Origin of the sequence: Marinoscillum sp. (assembly GCF_040222955.1) — a bacterium.
Lineage (GTDB): Bacteria > Bacteroidota > Bacteroidia > Cytophagales > Cyclobacteriaceae > Marinoscillum.
Window position 1 is genome coordinate 62,862 of record NZ_JAVKCA010000021.1, and the last position, 19,589, is coordinate 82,450.

Annotated in this window: 12 protein-coding genes; 2 read left to right on the forward strand and 10 right to left on the reverse strand. The window is 47.4% G+C overall.

The genetic code is table 11. The annotated features are described in order from the left end of the window. Window positions 1-91: 91 nt before the first annotated feature. Complete coding sequence (gene katG, locus RIH33_RS18080) at window positions 92-2,311, reverse strand: catalase/peroxidase HPI (RefSeq protein WP_406652665.1); 2,220 nt, start codon at window positions 2,309-2,311, stop codon at window positions 92-94. A 342-nt stretch (window positions 2,312-2,653) separates the two neighbouring features. On the opposite strand from katG, the gene RIH33_RS18085 reads away from it, so the two are divergent. Then, window positions 2,654-3,049, forward strand: a complete 396-nt coding sequence (locus RIH33_RS18085) for an FG-GAP repeat domain-containing protein (protein WP_406652667.1) — start codon at window positions 2,654-2,656, stop codon at window positions 3,047-3,049. 70 nt (window positions 3,050-3,119) lie between these two features. Here the strand turns inward: RIH33_RS18085 and RIH33_RS18090 are convergent, their stop codons facing one another. The 9 genes from RIH33_RS18090 to RIH33_RS18130 form a co-directional block, all read right to left on the reverse strand. Continuing rightward, entirely contained in the window at window positions 3,120-3,668 is a 549-nt protein-coding gene (locus RIH33_RS18090; RefSeq protein WP_406652668.1) for a hypothetical protein, read from the reverse strand. Then, a complete protein-coding gene (locus tag RIH33_RS18095) occupies window positions 3,649-4,302 on the reverse strand; it encodes an RNA polymerase sigma factor (protein ID WP_406652670.1) in 654 nt (217 codons plus the stop codon). Before RIH33_RS18095 ends, RIH33_RS18090 begins: the two co-directional genes overlap by 20 nt. After that, entirely contained in the window at window positions 4,244-6,193 is a 1,950-nt protein-coding gene (locus RIH33_RS18100; protein ID WP_406652671.1) for a formylglycine-generating enzyme family protein, read from the reverse strand. Before RIH33_RS18100 ends, RIH33_RS18095 begins: the two co-directional genes overlap by 59 nt. Before the next feature lie 158 nt (window positions 6,194-6,351). Then, entirely contained in the window at window positions 6,352-7,272 is a 921-nt protein-coding gene (locus tag RIH33_RS18105) for a glutaminase (protein ID WP_406652673.1), read from the reverse strand. Between the two features lie 215 nt (window positions 7,273-7,487). After that, on the reverse strand, window positions 7,488-10,937 hold the full coding sequence (locus tag RIH33_RS18110) for a pyruvate carboxylase (protein WP_406652675.1): 3,450 nt from the start codon (window positions 10,935-10,937) through the stop codon (window positions 7,488-7,490). A gap of 226 nt (window positions 10,938-11,163) precedes the next feature. Continuing rightward, entirely contained in the window at window positions 11,164-12,609 is a 1,446-nt protein-coding gene (locus RIH33_RS18115) for a TolC family protein (protein WP_406652676.1), read from the reverse strand. Further along, window positions 12,593-15,778 (reverse strand): efflux RND transporter permease subunit, encoded by a 3,186-nt coding sequence (locus tag RIH33_RS18120; RefSeq protein WP_406652678.1) that lies wholly within the window; start codon window positions 15,776-15,778, stop codon window positions 12,593-12,595. Before RIH33_RS18120 ends, RIH33_RS18115 begins: the two co-directional genes overlap by 17 nt. 23 nt (window positions 15,779-15,801) lie before the next feature. Then, the gene (locus RIH33_RS18125) at window positions 15,802-16,884 is read right to left on the reverse strand and encodes an efflux RND transporter periplasmic adaptor subunit (RefSeq protein ID WP_406652680.1); all 1,083 of its coding nucleotides are present in this window, start codon (window positions 16,882-16,884) and stop codon (window positions 15,802-15,804) included. 148 nt (window positions 16,885-17,032) lie between these two features. Beyond that, window positions 17,033-17,449: a hypothetical protein gene (locus tag RIH33_RS18130; protein WP_406652682.1), complete on the reverse strand. Its 417-nt coding sequence runs from the start codon at window positions 17,447-17,449 to the stop codon at window positions 17,033-17,035. 278 nt (window positions 17,450-17,727) lie between these two features. On the opposite strand from RIH33_RS18130, the gene RIH33_RS18135 reads away from it, so the two are divergent. Then, on the forward strand, window positions 17,728-19,581 hold the full coding sequence (locus RIH33_RS18135; RefSeq protein WP_406652683.1) for a M14 family metallopeptidase: 1,854 nt from the start codon (window positions 17,728-17,730) through the stop codon (window positions 19,579-19,581). The last annotated feature ends 8 nt before the right edge of the window (window positions 19,582-19,589 follow it).

Below are 19,589 nucleotides of genomic sequence, written 5' to 3' on the forward strand. Positions count from 1 at the left end.
ATCACCTCCGGTTGATACGCCAGAGTATAAAAAAGGTGACCTGATTCCAGATCACCTTTTGGGCACCATAAGTATTATAATCTTTCTTAATCTACGTCAGATCGAAGCGATCCAGATTCATCACCTTAGTCCAGGCTTTTACAAAGTCCCGTACAAACTTCTCCTCAGAATCTGCACAGCCATACACCTCGGCGATGGCCCTAAGTTCGGAATTGGAACCGAAGATCAGGTCTACCCGGGTGCCTGTCCACTTCACAGCTCCCATGGCACGATCGCGTCCCTCAAAAACCGTTTGAGCGTCTGAAGTAGCCTTCCATGTAGTGCTCAGGTCCAGCAGATTGGCAAAGTAGTCGTTCGTAAGGGTTTCAGGTCGCTTGGTAAATACACCATGCTTCGACTGATCAAAGTTCGTGTTCAACACACGCATGCCTCCCACCAGAGCAGTCATCTCAGGAGCGGTCAGCGTGAGTAGCTGGGCACGGTCCACCAGCATTTCCTCTGCCGATGCAGTATGTTTCGGTTCAAAATAATTGCGGAAGCCATCTGCGCCCGGCTCCAGTGCAGCGAAAGACTCCACATCAGTTTGTTCCTGACTGGCATCGGTGCGACCGGGAGTAAATGGCACCGTCACAGGGTGACCGGCATTCTTAGCCGCCTGCTCTATACCGGCACTCCCTCCCAGTACAATCAAATCGGCCAGAGAAACCTGCTTGCCCGACTGAGCGCTGTTGAACTCCTTTTGGATACCTTCCAGCTTCTGGAGTACTGCTTTCAGCTGTGCGGGGTTGTTCACGGCCCAATCCTTTTGTGGTGACAATCGGATGCGCGCGCCATTGGCGCCACCACGCTTATCCGAGCCACGGAAAGTGGAGGCTGATGCCCAGGCTGTAGCCACCAGCTGTGAGACTGTGAGACCAGAATCCAGGATTTTGCCTTTTAGTGCAGTCACATCCTTATCGTCTATGAGTTTGTACGTCACTGCCGGGATAGGATCCTGCCAGCTAAGCTCCTCTGAAGGCACCTCCGGTCCCAGATAGCGTGCCAGCGGCCCCATATCACGATGCGTGAGTTTATACCAGGCCTTCGCGAAAGCATCTGCAAACTGATCAGGATTTTCATAAAAGCGTCGTGAGATGGGTTCGTAGATAGGATCCATTCTCAAGGCCAGGTCAGTGGTCAGCATGAATGGCGCATGGCTTTTGGACGGATCATGCGCATCGGGCACCGTGCCAGCTCCTGCTCCACCTTTGGGTTTCCACTGGTGTGCGCCTGCCGGGCTCTTGGTCAGCTCCCACTCAAAGCCAAAGAGGTTTTCAAAAAAGTTATTACTCCACCTGGTAGGAGTGGTGGTCCATGCGCCCTCCAGTCCACTGGTAATGGTGTTGACTCCACTCCCACTTCCCAATGTATTTTTCCAGCCAAGGCCTTGCTCCTCTATGCCCGCGGCAGCAGGCTCCGGACCCACATACTTACCAGGGTCGCCAGCTCCGTGAGTTTTGCCAAATGTATGCCCGCCTGCAATAAGTGCCACAGTCTCTTCATCATTCATGGCCATACGACCAAAAGTCTCCCTGATATCACGAGCAGCAGCTATTGGATCAGGCTTTCCATTCGGGCCCTCCGGGTTCACATAGATCAGTCCCATCTGTACCGCGCCAAGAGGATTCTCCAATTCCCGATCGCCAGTGTATCTCTTGTCGCCAAGCCATTCGGATTCAGCACCCCAATACACATCCTCCTCAGGCTCCCAGACATCCTCACGTCCACCTGCGAAACCAAAGGTTTTAAAGTCCATAGACTCAAGTGCACAATTTCCAGCCAGAATCATCAGATCGGCCCAGGAAATCTTCTTTCCATACTTCTGCTTGATCGGCCAAAGGAGCAGGCGTGCCTTATCCAGGTTGGCATTGTCAGGCCAGCTGTTGAGTGGAGCAAATCGCTGCGTACCAGATCCGGCTCCACCTCTGCCATCCTGAATACGGTAAGTACCCGCACTGTGCCACGCCATCCTGATAAAGAAAGGCCCATAGTGACCATAATCTGCCGGCCACCAGTCCTGAGACCGGGTCATCAGCTCAAACAGATCTTTCTTTACAGCCTTCAGGTCCAGTTTTTTGAACTCCTCGGCATAGTTAAAATCCTCACCCATGGGGTTGGACAAGGAAGAGTGCTGCCGGAGTATGTTCAACTTCAATTGATTAGGCCACCAGTCGCGATTGGAAGTACCGCCACCTGCACCTTGTTTTAATGTACCGCCATGAAACGGACATTTACTGGCATCGTTCATGTCTGAATGTTTACTATTTTCCATTTTTGAGAGATTAAGATTTGTTACTGAAAGACAAATATGTGATTACAAATATTTATATATATTATACACTCATTAGCTGAGCTTATGACCCACGCCGTACTCTAACAAGTTACCGGATTCCAAACCTTTCGCAAAGTGATCCGGGTAAGTCCAGAACTTATTAAACAAACTTTAAGAAGCCAGATCTGCCTCAGTTCACAGAATGAGTATTTACGTCCACTTTCTCTTTCGCTCAACGTATAGTTTTAGCCATTAATACTTAGAAAATGGCCATACCTATAAATTTCATGACCTACTAAAACTAAAAGGTCGTTCATTGGCAGGATATAACTATTTGACCCAATGGGCTTTATAAAACCGATTGCTCTAATTGGCTTGCTGGGCATCAGCTTTGATGCCTGGACGCAACCCCTCATCATGGAGTTCACTCAGACCATACCGATGGCTGGAAGCGCTCACAGTATCACGGTGGCTCAATTAAATGATGACACCTACCCGGACATGGTGGTATTTTCCAGCGATGATTTCACAAGAGCACAGATCTTTTTGGGGACGGGTCATGGCACGTTTGAAGCTGCCCCACCAATGGTGAAGGATGAAAATTACCGGGTACCTGACCATGGCGACCTCAATGCTGACGGGTTTGACGATCTGGTTATCTCCTCCTATTGGAATGGTGGCTTCAAGATATTCTGGGGTAATGGAGATGGTCAATTCACAGAAGGCAAAAGGTATTGAAACACTAGTCCACAGGAGTGCTCCCTTTCGGGTTTTATCCTTCTCAAGGAACTGTCCTTTACCTCCTCTTTCAAAGACTACTGACCAAAAAATCCGTTAAATCCTCCTGATCGGCCAGGGTACTGCCCCTGGTAACTTCATGAGCGGGTGATTCTGGTCTCTGACTAGCCACATAAACAGGCACTTGTTGTTTCACAATGCGCTCGATGTACACCGTATCGGACGGCAGCTGAGAAAACACAGTGTCTACCTTGCCCGGCAGGTAGACTACTTTAGGCGACTCTATGATGGGTTCTTTTTGAACCGTGTACCACCAGAAGCCTGCAAAGAAGATGATCAGGAAGGCAACATTGGCCATTGCGGGCACTTTCATAGACAAAAGGGAGTAGACCACCGATCTGTTCTTTGCTTTGAATCTACTCATTAGCTTCACCGTGGATTGCTTTGACACAGGCCTGGTTTGAACTGACACTGCATGCCCGATGAGTTCACGATAGCGTTCAAATGCCCGTTCATTGGAAAATACCTCATCCACCAGTGATTTCTCTGACTTGTTCAGCTCAGTATAGTTTTTACTGCAAATGATCTGGTCCAATTCTTCAAATTTGTTCTTTTCCATGTCTGGTTATTTTTTGGTCGTCATTTACTTTTAGGATCAATTGCTGCCGCACGGAGAATAAGCGCGACTTCACCGTACCAGGTGGTATTTCAAAAATTTCGCTAATCTCTTCTACGGTCATTTCTTGTTGGTATCTCAGTAAAAAAATCGTTCTCTGATCCTCATTCAGCTCGGAAAGGGCCTGAGACAGTAAGTCGAATTGCAACTTGTGGTCAAGTTTCTGCTCAATGTGCGCCAGGTGTATACCTTCTGACTCCAGATGCTGCCGATAATCCTGTTCGAAGGACCGTTTTCTGTAGGCATTCTTGCACATGTTGAAGGCGATCTGAAAAAGCCATGGCTTTACTTTATATTCCGTTTTGTACAGTTCCGGGCGATCAATGATTTTGGTAAACAAATCCTGTACATAATCTTCGGCCATCTCAGAATCTGCCCAAAGCATCTTGAAGAAAAAGCCATTGAGTCTGGCTGAATACCTGGTATACAGATTATGAAAAGCACGATGATCCCCACCCTGGATGAGGACCATCAGCGCTTCATCTGTCTTGTTACCATATGTGGTAAAAAGGCCCATTTTATTCTTCCAGAACCTCCATAAATATCCTGAAACCAACAGCATTGCTACGCTCATCATATTCATTGATGCTGGTAATGGTCGATTCATTGGCAGGATGATTCCAGCTGCCACCCATCGCCTTGCCGGGTTCATTGATCATTTCTGCCACATTTCCAATCACATCATAAAGGCCCATGTCATTGGAGAAATAGGAAAGCACGGGTGAAGTTAACCTGTACCCATCCCCTTCACGTCCGGACACGCATGGTGTTACATTCTCTGGTGCCTTGATATTGGCAAGAAAGCATCCCTTTTCATTCACAATACTGTTTCTCAACTTGAACCAGTCACCATGATACCAGGGATAGCTCACACTGTCGTAATCTCCAATCCGATATTCCTCAAAGTACCGCGGCTTACCCTCCCCATCAGGTCGTGCCCTGACAACATTATCTTCAAAATTCCAGGATTGAAAATCAACATAACCCAGCGCGGCCATGGTCCATTCCTGCCTAGAGGGTAGCCTGAATTTCACCTTCTTAAATGCTCTGCCATCCTGCTCATTGTACTGCGCAGTTAACCATTCACAGTACAGCTTGGCAGCCTCAAAGGAGATGTCCATGGTCGGGTAGTCAGCGTAATTCATCACCTTATCATCCTTTGTATTAAAGTGATACGATTGGCTAAAGGCCTTGTTGATCGGGTCATAGTCTTCGAATCGATAACGGGCAATCTCCAGCAGTTCGTCATATTTTTGATTTCCCAGGTATGTCAGAAAAAATTGATACTCTGCGTTGGTCACTTCATGCACTCCCGCATAGATATTGTCTTTCACTTTGGTGAGCCCCTTATCCAGACTTTTGATATCCAATGCGATCACCTTGAAGGTCCTCGGGCCAGGCTTTTGCGAAAGGAGCATATTCACCCGCCCTCTGATTTGTGAACGGTCTGCGATGCTTTTGATTTGCGCTTCCAGGAATTTCGATTTCTGATCATCCCCCTGCTGATCATAATATTGTTTCAGTAAATAAAAGGGTACAATATAGTTGGCTTCAAAAGTCCGGCCTGTAGCCGTTTTTGGCTCACCATTAAAATCTACCGTGAGGTAATCAAGCAGGAACCGGTCTTCAATATTGGCACGTAAAACCTCATAGTTGTTAATCTCCGTTTCACTAAAAAGTGATGCCAAGCCCACTACATATAGTTTATCGTTCAGCCGTTCGAAATGCTGCCTCGGTAGAGTGAGCGCATAGTAAAACGACTGATCCGGATTTGCTTCATACAGATTCTCAATCCGGCCATCTCTGGTTTTGATGCCCATTTCCCCAAAAACCCTCTCCTGATAGGCATTATTCTCAATGAGTTCAAGATTCAAAATCTTCACATCCGTCCTGACCCCCATTTCATCCTGAAGGACCCATATGGGTATAGTGGTGGTTTCTCCCTCGGTGATTAATATTCCATTTTCACCAACCGACATGAGCACATTGTAGGCATAGTTCAGCAGACTTGGGTACATCACATTGGAGTGAAACAACTCCCTGGAATATTCCGCTCGGTTCACTCCCTTGATTTCAGAGAGCATCATCCGATCCACCAGCCATTCATGATGATCAAGGTCAGCGAGGGCTTTTTCCAGGTGTACAATTCCATCATCCGTATATCCCAGCAACCTGGCGGTAACCCAGTGGCTTTCACTACTGTTTGGGAAATGCTTATTCACCTCGTCGGCTATTTCCTTTAGTCCGTCAGAGGGCATGCCGCTGTAAAGTGCAGCTTCGAAACACTCTACCCAACCAGACTTATCCTGAGCATTTTGCCCCAGGTAGTCACGCCACGATCGATACTTCTCCAAATACCAATTTCGGGCCTTCACCTCCACAACTTTTGAAGGGATGTCCTCCGGGCGGTACGCCCCGAAAAGCGGTAGCACCAAAAGACACATTACAATTATTCCTACTGTTTTCATCTTTGACTTTAGTTTTAGTGAGTTGAAACTTCCGGAAGTCAAAGGGTAATACACCGCAGATGTACCCGGGTTCATTTTCAAAGTCAAAAAAATCCAGCCACTAAAATTCCAACACCGATCTCAAAGAGAATACTTGGCCATCGGCAGGTACGGGCCTACTAAAAAATGGATCTGCCTAATTTGGTGGTGAGCATTTCCAGAGCCTGCATTCCTTTATAAGAATTCCCTTTTTTATTCAATGGCGGGCTCCAGACACTTACACAATACTTTAATGGATTGAGGGCCACAATGGCGCCACCTACCCCACTCTTTCCTGGTAATCCAACCTCAAAAGCAAACTCACCGGATTCATCATAGAATCCACAAGTAAGCATGAGTGCATTCATTCTTCTGGACTGACTTGCCGTGAGCATGTAGTTCCCGTGTCCAAATGGAACGTTGGTTTCGCAGAAGTTCAGGAAGGTCTGTGCAAGTTCCGCACAGGTCATCTCAACAGAACATTGCCAGAAGTAAAAGTCCAGAACCTCCTCCACATCATTCACCAAATTCCCCTTGGATTTGATCATATAGGCAAGGGAATAATTGCCATATCCAACACTTTTTTCGGACAAGGCCACCTTTTCATTGTACTGGATGTCAGGATTTCCACACAAGCCCCGAATATATTCCAGAAACACTGTTTTGGGATCTTCGTGCAAACTCACCAGCATGTCGGCTATGACAATGGCTCCCGCATTGATGAAAGGATTTCGCGGAAAGCCATTCTCGTATTCCAGCTGAATGATTGAATTAAAACCATTCCCGGAAGGCTCTACATCCACTCTTTCCCAGACCTTATTTCCCAACTGGCTGAACACCAGAGCCAAGGACAGTACCTTGGAAACACTCTGAATAGAAAATTTCTCATCAGCATCTCCAATTTTGTTTTGCGCTCCATCCAGAGTAGTCAGACAAATACCAAACTTAGACCTGTCAATGGAAGCCAAATCGGGAATATAGTCAGCCACCATGCCTTCATCCGGAGCATCTTTCAGCTCTGTGTAAATTTCGTTGATGAGTTGATCGTAATCAGGAGTCATTCCTTAATGATTTGAGCTTGTAACAGAAACCAATGAACAGACAATTGGTTGACTTTTGAAGCATGGAAGAAGGGAAAAGTCTAAGTCAACCTAATCCGTCTTTATAATAGCCAATCGGCACACAAGGTGTTGACTGATCAATATTCTAAAACAGGGCCAGCAGTGCCAGTCCCTGATTATCCCATCCTAACTTAAAGCATCAATGACATTTGCCATCATTCCAGTTCAACCACCAGATCGTCCTGTTCTACCATATCCCCTGCTTGCAAGTGAACCCTGCTGACCACCCCATCCTGATGGGCAGTTATTGTCGACTCCATTTTCATGGCTTCTATAATGAACAATGGGTCTTTGGCTTTGATCCGATCCCCCGCTTTCACTTTTATTTCAGCGAGTCTTCCCTGAAGTGGAGAACCGATCTCATTGTCGGTTTTGGCTTTTTGATGAACCGCTTTAGTCACCTTATAATCCATGTCACGAACATCGATGATTCTGGTTTGGCCGTTCAGCTCGAAATAGACTTTGCGGATTCCACCATCATTCGGTTCGGAGACATAGTTGAGTTTGATGATAATAGCTTTCCCCGGACCAATTTCAACAAAAAGCTCTTCTTCCGGCTTTAGCGCAAAGAAAAATGCCTTGGTAGGAAGCTGCCAGACCGCACCATACCTGATCCAATGTTCATAGAAATCCTTGAATACCTTCGGGTACAGTTTGTAGGAAAGAAAGTCAAGCTCGTCACAGTATTCATCAAACTCTTCCTGAAACTGCTTGAATTCCTTGTCAAATTCCACGGCCGGCAAATGGGCGTTCGGTTTGTCAGTGAAGGGTTTTTCTCCTTTCAAAATCACTTTTGACAACTGCTCTGGAAAGCCTCCTGGTGTTTGGCCCAATTCCCCTTTGAAGAAGCTAATGACAGAATCAGGAAAAGAAATAGAATCTCCCCTGCTCATGATCTCCTCTTCGGTGAGTTTATTGGATGTCATGAAAATAGCCATATCTCCCACCACCTTACTGGATGGAGTGACTTTGACAATATCCCCAAACATTTTATTGACAATTGCATAGTTTTTCTTCACTGTCTCAAACTGACCAGCCAAACCAAGTGCTTCGGCCTGCGGACGTAAATTGGAATACTGTCCCCCGGGGATTTCATGATCGTAAACCTCCGCAGTACCCGCTTTTAGTTCGCTCTCGAAAGGATAATAGTACTGACGCACGTCCTCCCAATAGTTTGAGTACTGGTTGAGTGAAGGCACATTCATTTTGGGGTCTCTTTCGTGCCCTTTCAGAACCGTCGCAATGGAATTGAAATTGGGTTGTGAGGTGAGCCCGGACATAGAGGAGATGGCTACATCCACAATGTCAACACCAGATTCTATGGCCTTGAGGTAGGTGGTCGCCTGCATGGAAGAGGTGTCATGCGTGTGCAGGTGTATTGGAATTTGCACAGCGCCTTTCAACGTCCCGATCAGCTCAGTGGCAGCATAAGGCTTCAGCAGTCCGGCCATGTCCTTGATCGCCAGGATGTGTGCTCCTTCGTCTTCCAGCGCCCTGGCCATGTCCACATAATACTGCATGTTGTATTTCGAATCCGGATTCATCACATCGCCTGTGTAGCAGATACATGCCTCAGCGACAGAGTTTGTTCGTTCACGAACGGTACGGATACTCACCTTCATGGCCTCCACCCAGTTGAGGGAATCGAAAATCCTGAAAATATCCATTCCGTGCTCCGCACTTTCTTCGATGAACTTTTGAATGAGGTTATCAGGATAGGCTTTGTACCCCACCCCATTGGAGCCTCTGAAAAGCATTTGCAGCAATATGTTTGGAACAGCTTTCCGGATATTTTTCAGCCGATCCCACGGGTTCTCATGAAGGAAGCGCATGCTTACATCGAATGTCGCCCCACCCCACATTTCAAGAGAGAAAACATTCGGGTTGTTTTTGGCAAAACCCTCCGCCACGTTAAGCATATCCAGCGATCGCATCCGTGTAGCCAGAAGCGACTGATGGGCATCCCTGAGCGTGGTATCGGTAAACAAAATCTGCTTCTGATCCTTCACCCATTGCACCAGTCCATCAGGCCCTTTTTCTTCAAGGATTTGCTTCGTCCCTGAAGGATACGCGCCCCTTCGATCAAATTCAGGAATTTTCGGCGTTCTGAATTTTACGGAAGGGTCAATTTTCTTTACGCTCGGGTTACCATTCACGGCCACCTCACCAAGGTAATTGAGCAACTTGGTGGCCCGGTTCATGTAGCGCTTCATTTGAAACAACTCGGGGTGCTCCTCAATGAACTTCGTGGTGACCTTCCCTGTATAAAACAATTCGTGTTGCAGCACATTCTCCAAAAAGCCCTTGTTGGTCACCACTCCACGGATTCTAAACTCTGACAATGCCCGCTGCAGTCTGGTGGAAGTGCCTTTCAGGGTACGGCCTGTCGCGGTGATTTTGACCAGCATCGAATCAAAGAAAGGTGAAATCGTGACCCCCGCATAGCAATTACCGGCGTCCAGTCGAATGCCAAAACCGCCCGGAGAGCGGTAGGCTATCACTCTGCCATAATCAGGTTTGAAGTTATTTTCAGGGTCTTCTGTAGTGATGCGGCATTGGATGGCAAAACCATTGACCTTAATGTCGTCCTGACTTTTGATGAAAATCCGGGGGTCATCAAGTGTGTAACCCTGCGCAATCTCAATCTGTGATCGCACAATGTCGATACCGGTAATCTGCTCCGTAATGGTGTGCTCCACCTGAACTCTGGGGTTCACCTCAATGAAGTAGATGTTTTCCTCTGCATCCACCAGAAATTCAACAGTCCCCACGTTGTTGTAATTCACTTCGCGCGTAATCCTAAGGGCATATTCAAAAAGTTTATGCCTGGTTTCCTCCTTCAGTCCGGTGGATGGGGCCACTTCCACTACCTTTTGATAGCGCCGCTGCACCGAGCAATCCCTTTCATACAAATGCACAAGGTTGCCATAATTATCACCCATGATCTGCACTTCTATGTGCTTGGGGTTGTCTATGAACTTCTCTATGAAAATAGTATCGTCACCGAAAGCCTTTTTGGCCTCACTTCTGGCCTCTGTGAATGCTCCAACAAGCGCTTCTGGCTCTCGCACCACGCGCATTCCACGTCCGCCACCACCGGCTGCAGCTTTTACCATGACCGGAAATCCAATGCGGGCAGCTTCCTCTTTGGCAATCTCAGTGGTCGTGACATCTTGTTCACTATCCTGAATAATCGGAACCTTGGCCCGCAAAGCCACTTGCTTGGCCCGAACCTTATCACCCAACTGATCCATAACCTCAGGGTTAGGGCCAATGAAGATGATCCCTTCCTCCTGACACCTGCGCACAAAATGGACATTCTCTGATAGAAAACCATAACCAGGATGGATGGCATCTACATCTTGTTTTTTTGCCAGTGAAATAATTTCTTCGATATCCAGATAAGGCTTGAGGGGTTCCTCATTCACACCTATCTGGTAGGCTTCATCCGCTTTGTATCGATGCAGGGAATATCGATCTTCATAGGTGTACATGGCCACAGTACGGATCTTCATTTCTGATGCTGCCCGAAGCACCCTTATGGCTATTTCTCCGCGATTGGCCACTAGTAATTTGTTGATTTTGCGAATGGTTGGTGTGATCATATCATGATTCATTTAAGCTGTCTTGCAAGATTATGTCATAATTTAATCCCGACTCGCCATAGGAGGAAATTTTCGAGGTTTAAATCACTACACCAATTTTATTTAGCCTATCATTTTCCTGATACATGGCCATTACGATCATTACAAATCAATCTTTTCGGGGTTATAAAAAAAGCCACCTTTCAATCCTGAAAAGTGGCTTTTTGATTCAATTACAAAATTTGGATTAACGCCAGCCACCACCCAGCGCCTGATAGATATCAATCCAGGAGTGCATTTGCTGCATTTTAGTCTCTATCAGGTCAAACCTGGACTCCAGGGCATCTCGCTGTGTGAGCAATACCTCCATATAGTCTGCCCGGGCAGACCTGAAGAGTGTGTTGGAAATTTCAATAGACTCAGTAAGCGCCTGTACCTGCCGCTCCTTCAGGTCATAGCTGCTTTTCAGGTTATTGATATTGGAAAGCTGATTAGCCACCTCGATGTATGCATTCAAAATGGTCTGCTCATAATTATAAACGGCCTGAATCTGCTTCGCATTGGCATTGTAATAAGTGGCTTTAATCGCATTTCTATTGATCAATGGAGCCGCCAGATCTCCGGCGAGTGAATAGATCAGTGACTCGGGTGTTTTCACCAGGTAGGTAGGATTAAACGCCTGGTATCCAATGCCGGCCGTAATGCCAATGACCGGGTAAAATCTGGCTTTTGCCACTTTCACATCCAGCCTGGCAGCCTCTAATTCGAGCTCTGCCTGCCGTACATCGGGACGGTTTTCCAGAAGCTGAGCCGGAATGCCTGACTGAATGCTATCAGGCATCAGACCTATGAAAACCTCCGAATCCCTTGGTATAGGCTGCGGATATCTACCTACCAGAAAATTGATCCGGTTCTCCGTTTCTATGATCCTCTGCTGAATGCCATACTGGAGGCTTCTGGTGTCCAGCACCTGAGCTTCGAACCGCCGCACCGCCAGCTCTGTCACCCGGGTCGCCTGTTTCTGCAACTTCACAATCTCCAGGGCATTGCTCTGGATTTCTATGTTCTGCTGTACGATTCTCAGCTGATTGTCAAGAGCCATCAGCTCATAATAAGAGTTGGCAATCTCAGCAATGAGGTTTGTGACCATGAAGTTTTTTCCGTCTACGGTGGAGAGGTAGTGCGTATAGGCCGATTTCCTGGCATTACGCAGCTTACGCCAAATATCCAGCTCCCAGGTGGCATAAGCCCCTACCATGAAATCCCCCAGCGGCTCGGGAAATTCCTTTCCCGGCTTGATTTCATTGTTGGCTTCCAATGCCCCGTTTCGGGTATACCTGCCCACCTTGTCAGCACCGGCACCGGCACCAAAATCCACAAATGGCAGGTACTCACCCTTCCTGGCCATCACTTCATTTCTGGCAATCTCGATCTCCTGTAGCGTGATGTTCAACTCCTGATTATTGTTCAGGGCGGTATCAATCAGTGCAATCAGGTTTGGATCGGTAAAATACTCCCTCCAGTTAATCTTGGTAGTAGTGTTGGCAGTATCCTGAGTGCTTTTATAGGTCTCAGGAAGCACCCGATTGGCGGTCTTGGTCACCGCCAAATCTGGCGTACAGGCCGAAACACTCACCACAAAAGAGGCTATTCCTAAATATTTAAAAATTCTTCTGTTAAGCGCTGTGGTCATTTTCTTTTGATTTTTTGTGTTGAGGTACTTCCGACAAAGGCCTGTCGTATTCATCCCTGATCATTTGACGACCATCCGCCAGACTTCCAAAAATGTAATAAAGGCCAGGGATAATAATTACCCCGAAAATGGTTCCAAGTAACATTCCGCCAAGGGCAGAGGATCCGATGGTACGGTTACCAATGGCTCCGGCACCGGTAGCAATGACCAATGGAATCAATCCGGCAATGAAGGCAAATGAAGTCATCAAAATTGGCCTGAAACGAACCTTTGCACCTTCAATGGCCGCTTCAAAAATGGTGGCTCCGTGCCGGTGCTTCTGCACGGCAAATTCCACGATCAACACGGCATTTTTTCCCAACAAACCGACCAGCATAATCAGTCCGATCTGGGCATAAATATCGTTATCCAACCCCATCACCTTAAGCATAAAAAAGGAGCCAAAGACCCCCACGGGAAGGGAAAAAATAACGGCCAAGGGCAAAATGAAACTTTCGTACTGCGCCGCCAGCACCAGATAGACAAAAGCCAGGACAATGATGAAAATGTAAAGGGACTCATTCCCTCTTCTGGCTTCATCGTAGGAAAGTCCTTCCCAGGCAATGTCATACCCCTTGGGCAGGGTTTCACTGGCCACTTCACGTATCGCCTGAATGCCTTCAGCAGTTGTATACCCCTTGGCTGGAAGTCCGCGGATAGCCGCTGAATTGTACATATTGTATCGGGTCACCTCATTGGGGCCCTGTTTCTTCTCAATCTTCATAAACGAAGAATAAGGCACCATCTCCCCATGATCATTCTTAACAAACAGTTTGAGAATGTCCGAAGGGAGCCTTCTGAACTCGGGAGCGGATTGGACGTAGACTTTGAAAAAACGCCCAAAACGAATAAACCCCTGCTCATATGTACTCCCTATCAGGATGTTGAGATTCTCCATGGCACTGCCGATCGAAACCCCCTTCTGCATGGCGAGCTCATTGTCTATCACCAATTCATACTGAGGATAGTTTGCAGCGAAGAAGGTAAACAAACCAGTAAGCTCCGGCCGCTTACTCAGATCATCCATGAACTTCTTGTTGATTTTATCAAATTCCTGATAATCCGTATCGGTGGTTTTATCCAACAAACGCATGGAGAATCCACCGGAAGATCCAAATCCCGGTATAGCCGGAGGTTCGAAGAACTCCACAATGGCCCCAAGTCCCTTCGACTTCTCCTCCAGTTCTTCCATGATTTCCTTGACGGAATGCTCACGTTCGGACCAATTCTTTAGGTTAATCAAACAGGTGCCGGCATTGGAGCCTCGCCCCTCGGTCATGATCTCATAGCCCGCCAGAGAAGACACCGACTCCACACCATCTATCTCTTCACATATTTTCTGCAGTTTTTGAGAGACCTGATTGGTTCTTTCCAACGTAGCTCCCGGAGGTGTTTGGATGATGGCATAGATAGTCCCCTGATCCTCACTCGGAATAAAGCCCGCCGGAAGGATTTGATTTTCAAAGAGAATCCCAAGACCAAAGACAAACAGTATGACGAACGTGAGCACCCTTTTATTGACGATCACTCGCAATAAACCGGTATACTTTCCTGTCAGCTTATCAAAACCGCTATTGAACCCATCCAGGGCCCGGTTGAGGAGGTTTTTCTTTCGGGGCTTTCCATGATTGTTTTTTAGCAAAATCGCGCAGAGTACCGGGGTGAGCGTAAGGGCTACCAGGGCCGATATCACGATGGAACTTGCCATGGTAATGGAAAACTGCCGGTAAAAGGTACCCACAGGGCCAGTCATAAACGAAATAGGCAGGAACACCGACACCATCACCATGGTAATGGCGATAATCGCCCCGCTGATTTCTCCCATCACTTTTCTCACCGCATGGTAAGGTGACAGGTTTTCTTCTTCCATTTTGGCATGAACAGCCTCCACCACCACGATGGCATCATCCACCACAACACCAATGGCCAAGACGAGGGCAAAGAGTGTCACCAGATTGATGGAGAGACCAAACATCTGTATGACAAAGAAGGCACCAATCAATGATACTGGTACTGCCAGAATTGGAATCAATGTGGATCGCCAATCACCCAGGAAAAGAAATACTACCAGGGCCACCAGCACAAATGCATCGCGCAAGGTATGCGTCACCTGCTCAATGGAAGCATCCAGGAATTCTGACACGTCATAGCTGATCTTATAATCCATTCCGGGAGGAAAATCAGCGCGCATCTCTTCAAGCTTCGCTTTTACATCTTCTATCACCTCACTGGCATTGCTCCCATAGTTTTGCTTCAGCACAATGGCTGCCGAAGGGTGGCCATCAAGGTTGGAATAGATATCGAAGAATTCACTACCCAACTCAGCCCGGCCTATGTCCTTCAGGTGTATGCTCTCTCCTTCGGCATTGGCACGAATGATGATCCCTTCATACTCTTCGGGTTTATTAAATCTCCCTTTATAGGTAAGCACATATTCCAGTGACTGAGCAGCAATACCGGAGCTCTGGCCGATCCTCCCCGGACGACCTATGATACTTTGCTCACCCAACGCTTCCATCACTTCATCTATGGAAATGTTGTAGGCACGCATGCGATCAGGATTGAGCCAGATACGCATGGCATAGGTACGGCTACCCAAAATTTGTGTCCTGGCCACCCCACTGATCCGGTTGATCTCCGGGATCATTTTCACATTGGCGTAATTGTACAGGAACTTCTCATCCATGTCTTCACCCTCACTATAGAGGTTGACATACATCAGCATACTGGGCTGAATGGGTGTGATGATGACCCCCTCCCGCTGCACCAGCTCCGGCAGCAGCGGCATCACCTGATCCACCCTGGTCTTCACCCGGATGACTGCCTGATTGGGATCCGTACCCGGCTCAAAAATGACACTGATGGTGGCTTCTCCTGCACTGGTGGCATCAGTGGCCATATACCTCATATCCTGCACACCATTGATAGAGTTTTCCAGGGTAATCAGTGTTGATTTCACCAGCACATCGGCACTGGATCCGGGGTAAGCAATGAAAATACTTACGGTTGTCGGGGCAATTTGGGGAAACTGCGAAATAGGTAACTGCTTGATGGCCAGTGAACCTACAAAAACGATAATGACCGAAATGACAATGGCAAAAACCGGCCTATGTATTATTTGACTAAACATTTTTCTGGTTTTTAGGTCTCCAATTATTCAGAATACAGCTCCAAATTCGATATGACGGACAGGGGCTCCACGAAATCATAGCTGATTTCATCCTTCTCCCTGACCAGGCGCAGACCTTCCAGAAGTATCTTGTCATTTTCATCCAGACCCTCCTGTACCACATAGATGTGCGGCATTTCAGCGGTAATGCTGATTGCTCTTGATCGGATCCTGTTTTCTTCGTCAATCACAAAAACGTATCGCTTATCCAGAATTTCAAAAGTGGATTTCTGCGGGATCACCAATGCGCCCTTAAGTGGAGTGGTCATGAGTACATTGCCCGTTTCCCCATGTCTTAGCAGTCTTTTGGGGTTTGGGAAAGTAGCCCTGAAGGCAATATTTCCGGTTTCGTTATTGAACTCCGCTTCAATCGTTTCTACTACCCCCTCATGAGCAAACAATTTGTTATTGGCCATCAGGAGCTTCACTACGGTCTTTCCAGCAGCCTTCACATTGGATTCAAAATCGAGGTACTCTGCCTCCGGTACATTGAAATATACCCACATGGCACTGTTGTCCGAAATTTCAGTCAGCAGCTCACCTTCATCCACAAGGCTCCCCAGCCGCACATGAAACCGATCCATAATGCCATCAAACGGGGCCCTGATTTGGGTGAAACTCAGATGCACTTCTGCCAAAGCCACTTCCGCTTTGGCTTTTTCAAGTTTCGCTTTAGCCAGGGCCAGCTCATTAGGAGCCACCACATTGCTCTCAGCCAGGCTCTTTGTGTTTTGGTATTCTATTTCGATGAAACTAGCCTCGGCCTGAGCTTTTCTCAGTTCGGCCTCATAAAGTCTGGGCATGATCTGAAACATCAGCTGGCCCTTTTTGACAAACTGCCCCTCATCTACATAGATATTTTGCAGGTAGCCTTTTTCTAAGGCCCGGAGCTCAATGTGCTGGATAGATCGGATCTGACATACGTAATCCTTGGTGATAGAGGTGTCCAACCTGATGGGACTGGTCACCAAAAATTTGGTTTCTTCGTGGTGATGCTCTTTGTGCGATTCACAGCTCGTGTAAAGCAATACTGTACAGAAGCTCATGAGAATGAAAATTCTATTCATGATCGTTTTTTAACTTTTTTAAGAAGGTATTTTTGATTTCTTTGGACGGTATATACAAGCGCACATTCATTTGGAGGATTTCCAAAGAAGACCGGGCACTGTAAGAAATTACCGAGGGATTTCGGGTGTCAAAGCACCCAAACAGGTATTATATCCTGATCACGCAGAGCAGGATATTGAGCGACTCATAGGATGAGAAATAATTGAAATAATTGCGGAGTGCTAAATTTTTCCTGAGGTAGCGGAAATAGTCTCCGGGAAGCTGAGTGTAAAAATGGCTGGCGTAGTGGCTGTTGGGTACCAGGTGTTTTCGGGAGGAATTCTTTTCATCCTCCTTTTCTTCATACTCTGCAGCACTTATAATAGCCACCTCTTTTTTGGCAGCAGAGGACGCAGGTGAAAAAGCTAAACCCTCCTCATGGTAAGGAATGCCTAAGGTTTGGCTGTCAAACTCACCATAACTTTCGTTGAATGTATACCCATCGATAGACGATGACCCCTGACCGTGACCGATCAGCAGGAGCATACACAGAGACAGAAGATATTTGATCAATGTCTTTATCATCGAAGCGGCAAAAGTACACCAAGATAACAATTCGTGATGCCCCGGCAAATTAAAATATTGTTATCACACAGGCAAAGGCCAGCTTTGGTTGCCGAAAAAGTGTAAATAGAAGCTATTCTTTAATGCCTCCTGTATCTTCATGGCCCGCTCGTCATGTTTTCATCCACCCCATGGAAATAAACCTTGACTCCAACGAGTTATTCTGTTAGCTTCGGTCACCTGATTGATCGATGGGTGAGATCAACCCTTTCACTTTAAGTGCCAACCTTTAAAAGACCATGACTCAAATTCTCAAACGCTCTACCTTCTTCATACTGACCCTCTGCACCATCAAATTAATGGGTCAGGACATTCTTCCACCTGTGATGGAGTGGCATGGAAAAAGTGAACAGCTCATCGCGAAACCAAACAATCCCTGGATAACGCCTTGTGAAGTCTCGGACTTTCAGATGACACCTACCTATGACGAAACCATAAGCTGGTTTCAGAAGCTTACTGCCGCGAGTCCTCTTTTCTCGATGGTGGCTATCGGCACCAGCCCGGAGGGCCGCACGATTTATATGGTCATAGCTTCTGCCGATACCGACAAAAGCGCCAGGGCCCTTAAGGATTCAGAAAAGCCGCTGCTACTCGCCCAGGCGGGAATTCATGCAGGCGAAATTGATGGGAAGGATGCCGGAATGATGCTCCTGAGGGACATTGCCTTCGGTAAAAAAGCAGCACTGCTGGATCAGGTAAACTTCCTGTTTGTGCCCATTCTGAATGTGGATGGTCACGAAAACTCCTCTCCGTACAACAGACCAAACCAGAGAGGACCCATGAACATGGGCTGGAGAACCAACGCACAAAACCTCAACCTCAACCGTGACTACAGCAAGCTGGACACCAAAGAATTGCAGTCCATCGTGACGGTAATGAACGAATATGACCCGCTGCTCTATATGGACCTGCATGTCACGGATGGCGCAGACTATCAATACGACATCACCTACACTGGCACCGGACTGGCCAACAACTCCCCTGCCATATCCAATTGGATAGAAAACACCTTCAAACCGCACTCCGATACGCAGCTAGAGTCCTTCGACCACATTCCGGGCCCATTGGTATTTGCCTTAAATGGCCGGGATTTCTCCAAAGGCAATCTCTCTTTTGGCTGGGGCGCAAGGTTTTCAGATGGGTATGGAATGCTCCGGCACACCTGCTCCATTTTGGTTGAAAACCATTCCCTAAAACCCTATAAGCAGCGGGTGCTGGGCACCTACGTGCTGCTGGAAAGCACCTTAAAATTATTGGCCGCAGAAGGTAAAAGCCTGCAAAAAGCCACTACGGCGGACCAGTCCAGAAGAGACCCTCAACTGGCCACTGCTTACAAAGTACCGCAGCTGGGGGATGGGGTGTCGTTTGAATCGCTGGGAGGCGAGCTGGACTCCTCCGAAAATGCAAACCCACCGGATTCTGTCCAATTTTTAGGTATTACCTCCAAAATCCGTCAATCGGAAATTACCAACTCCGAATATGTGGAATGGCTCGGCCAGCCCATCACCATGAAAATCCCACAGTACGAATACACCCAGCCTACAGAATGGGTAAGCCGACCAAAGGGCTATTGGGTGCCCTCCTATTGTACTGAGGTAATCAACCGGCTGAAGGTTCACGGGATGGCAATGGAAGAAATAACCGAACCCCGCCAGGTGGAGGTGGAAATGTACCGTATGAAAAACGCTCAGTTTGGCGACATGCCCTATGAAGGCCATTTCCGTGTCAGTGCCACTTCCAAACCGGAAGTCCGGCAAGAAACATATCCTGCCGGTTCGGTATACATTTCCACGGATCAGCCGCTGGGAGACCTGGCCGTGATCCTGCTGGAACCCGGGTCTGAGGATTCCTTTTTCAGCTGGGGATTTTTCTCGACCATTTTCCAGAGAACCGAGTACATAGAAGCCTATGTGATAGAGCCGCTGGCCAGAAAAATGCTGGCTGAATCTCCCGAACTAAAAGCTGAGTTCGAGCAAAAGCTCAAGGAAAAGGAATTTGCCGATGATCCCGGTGCCATCAGGGCATGGTTTTACCGCCAATCACAATACTACGACCAGCGCTACTTACTCTATCCTGTTGGCAGAGAAAAGTAAAATCAACA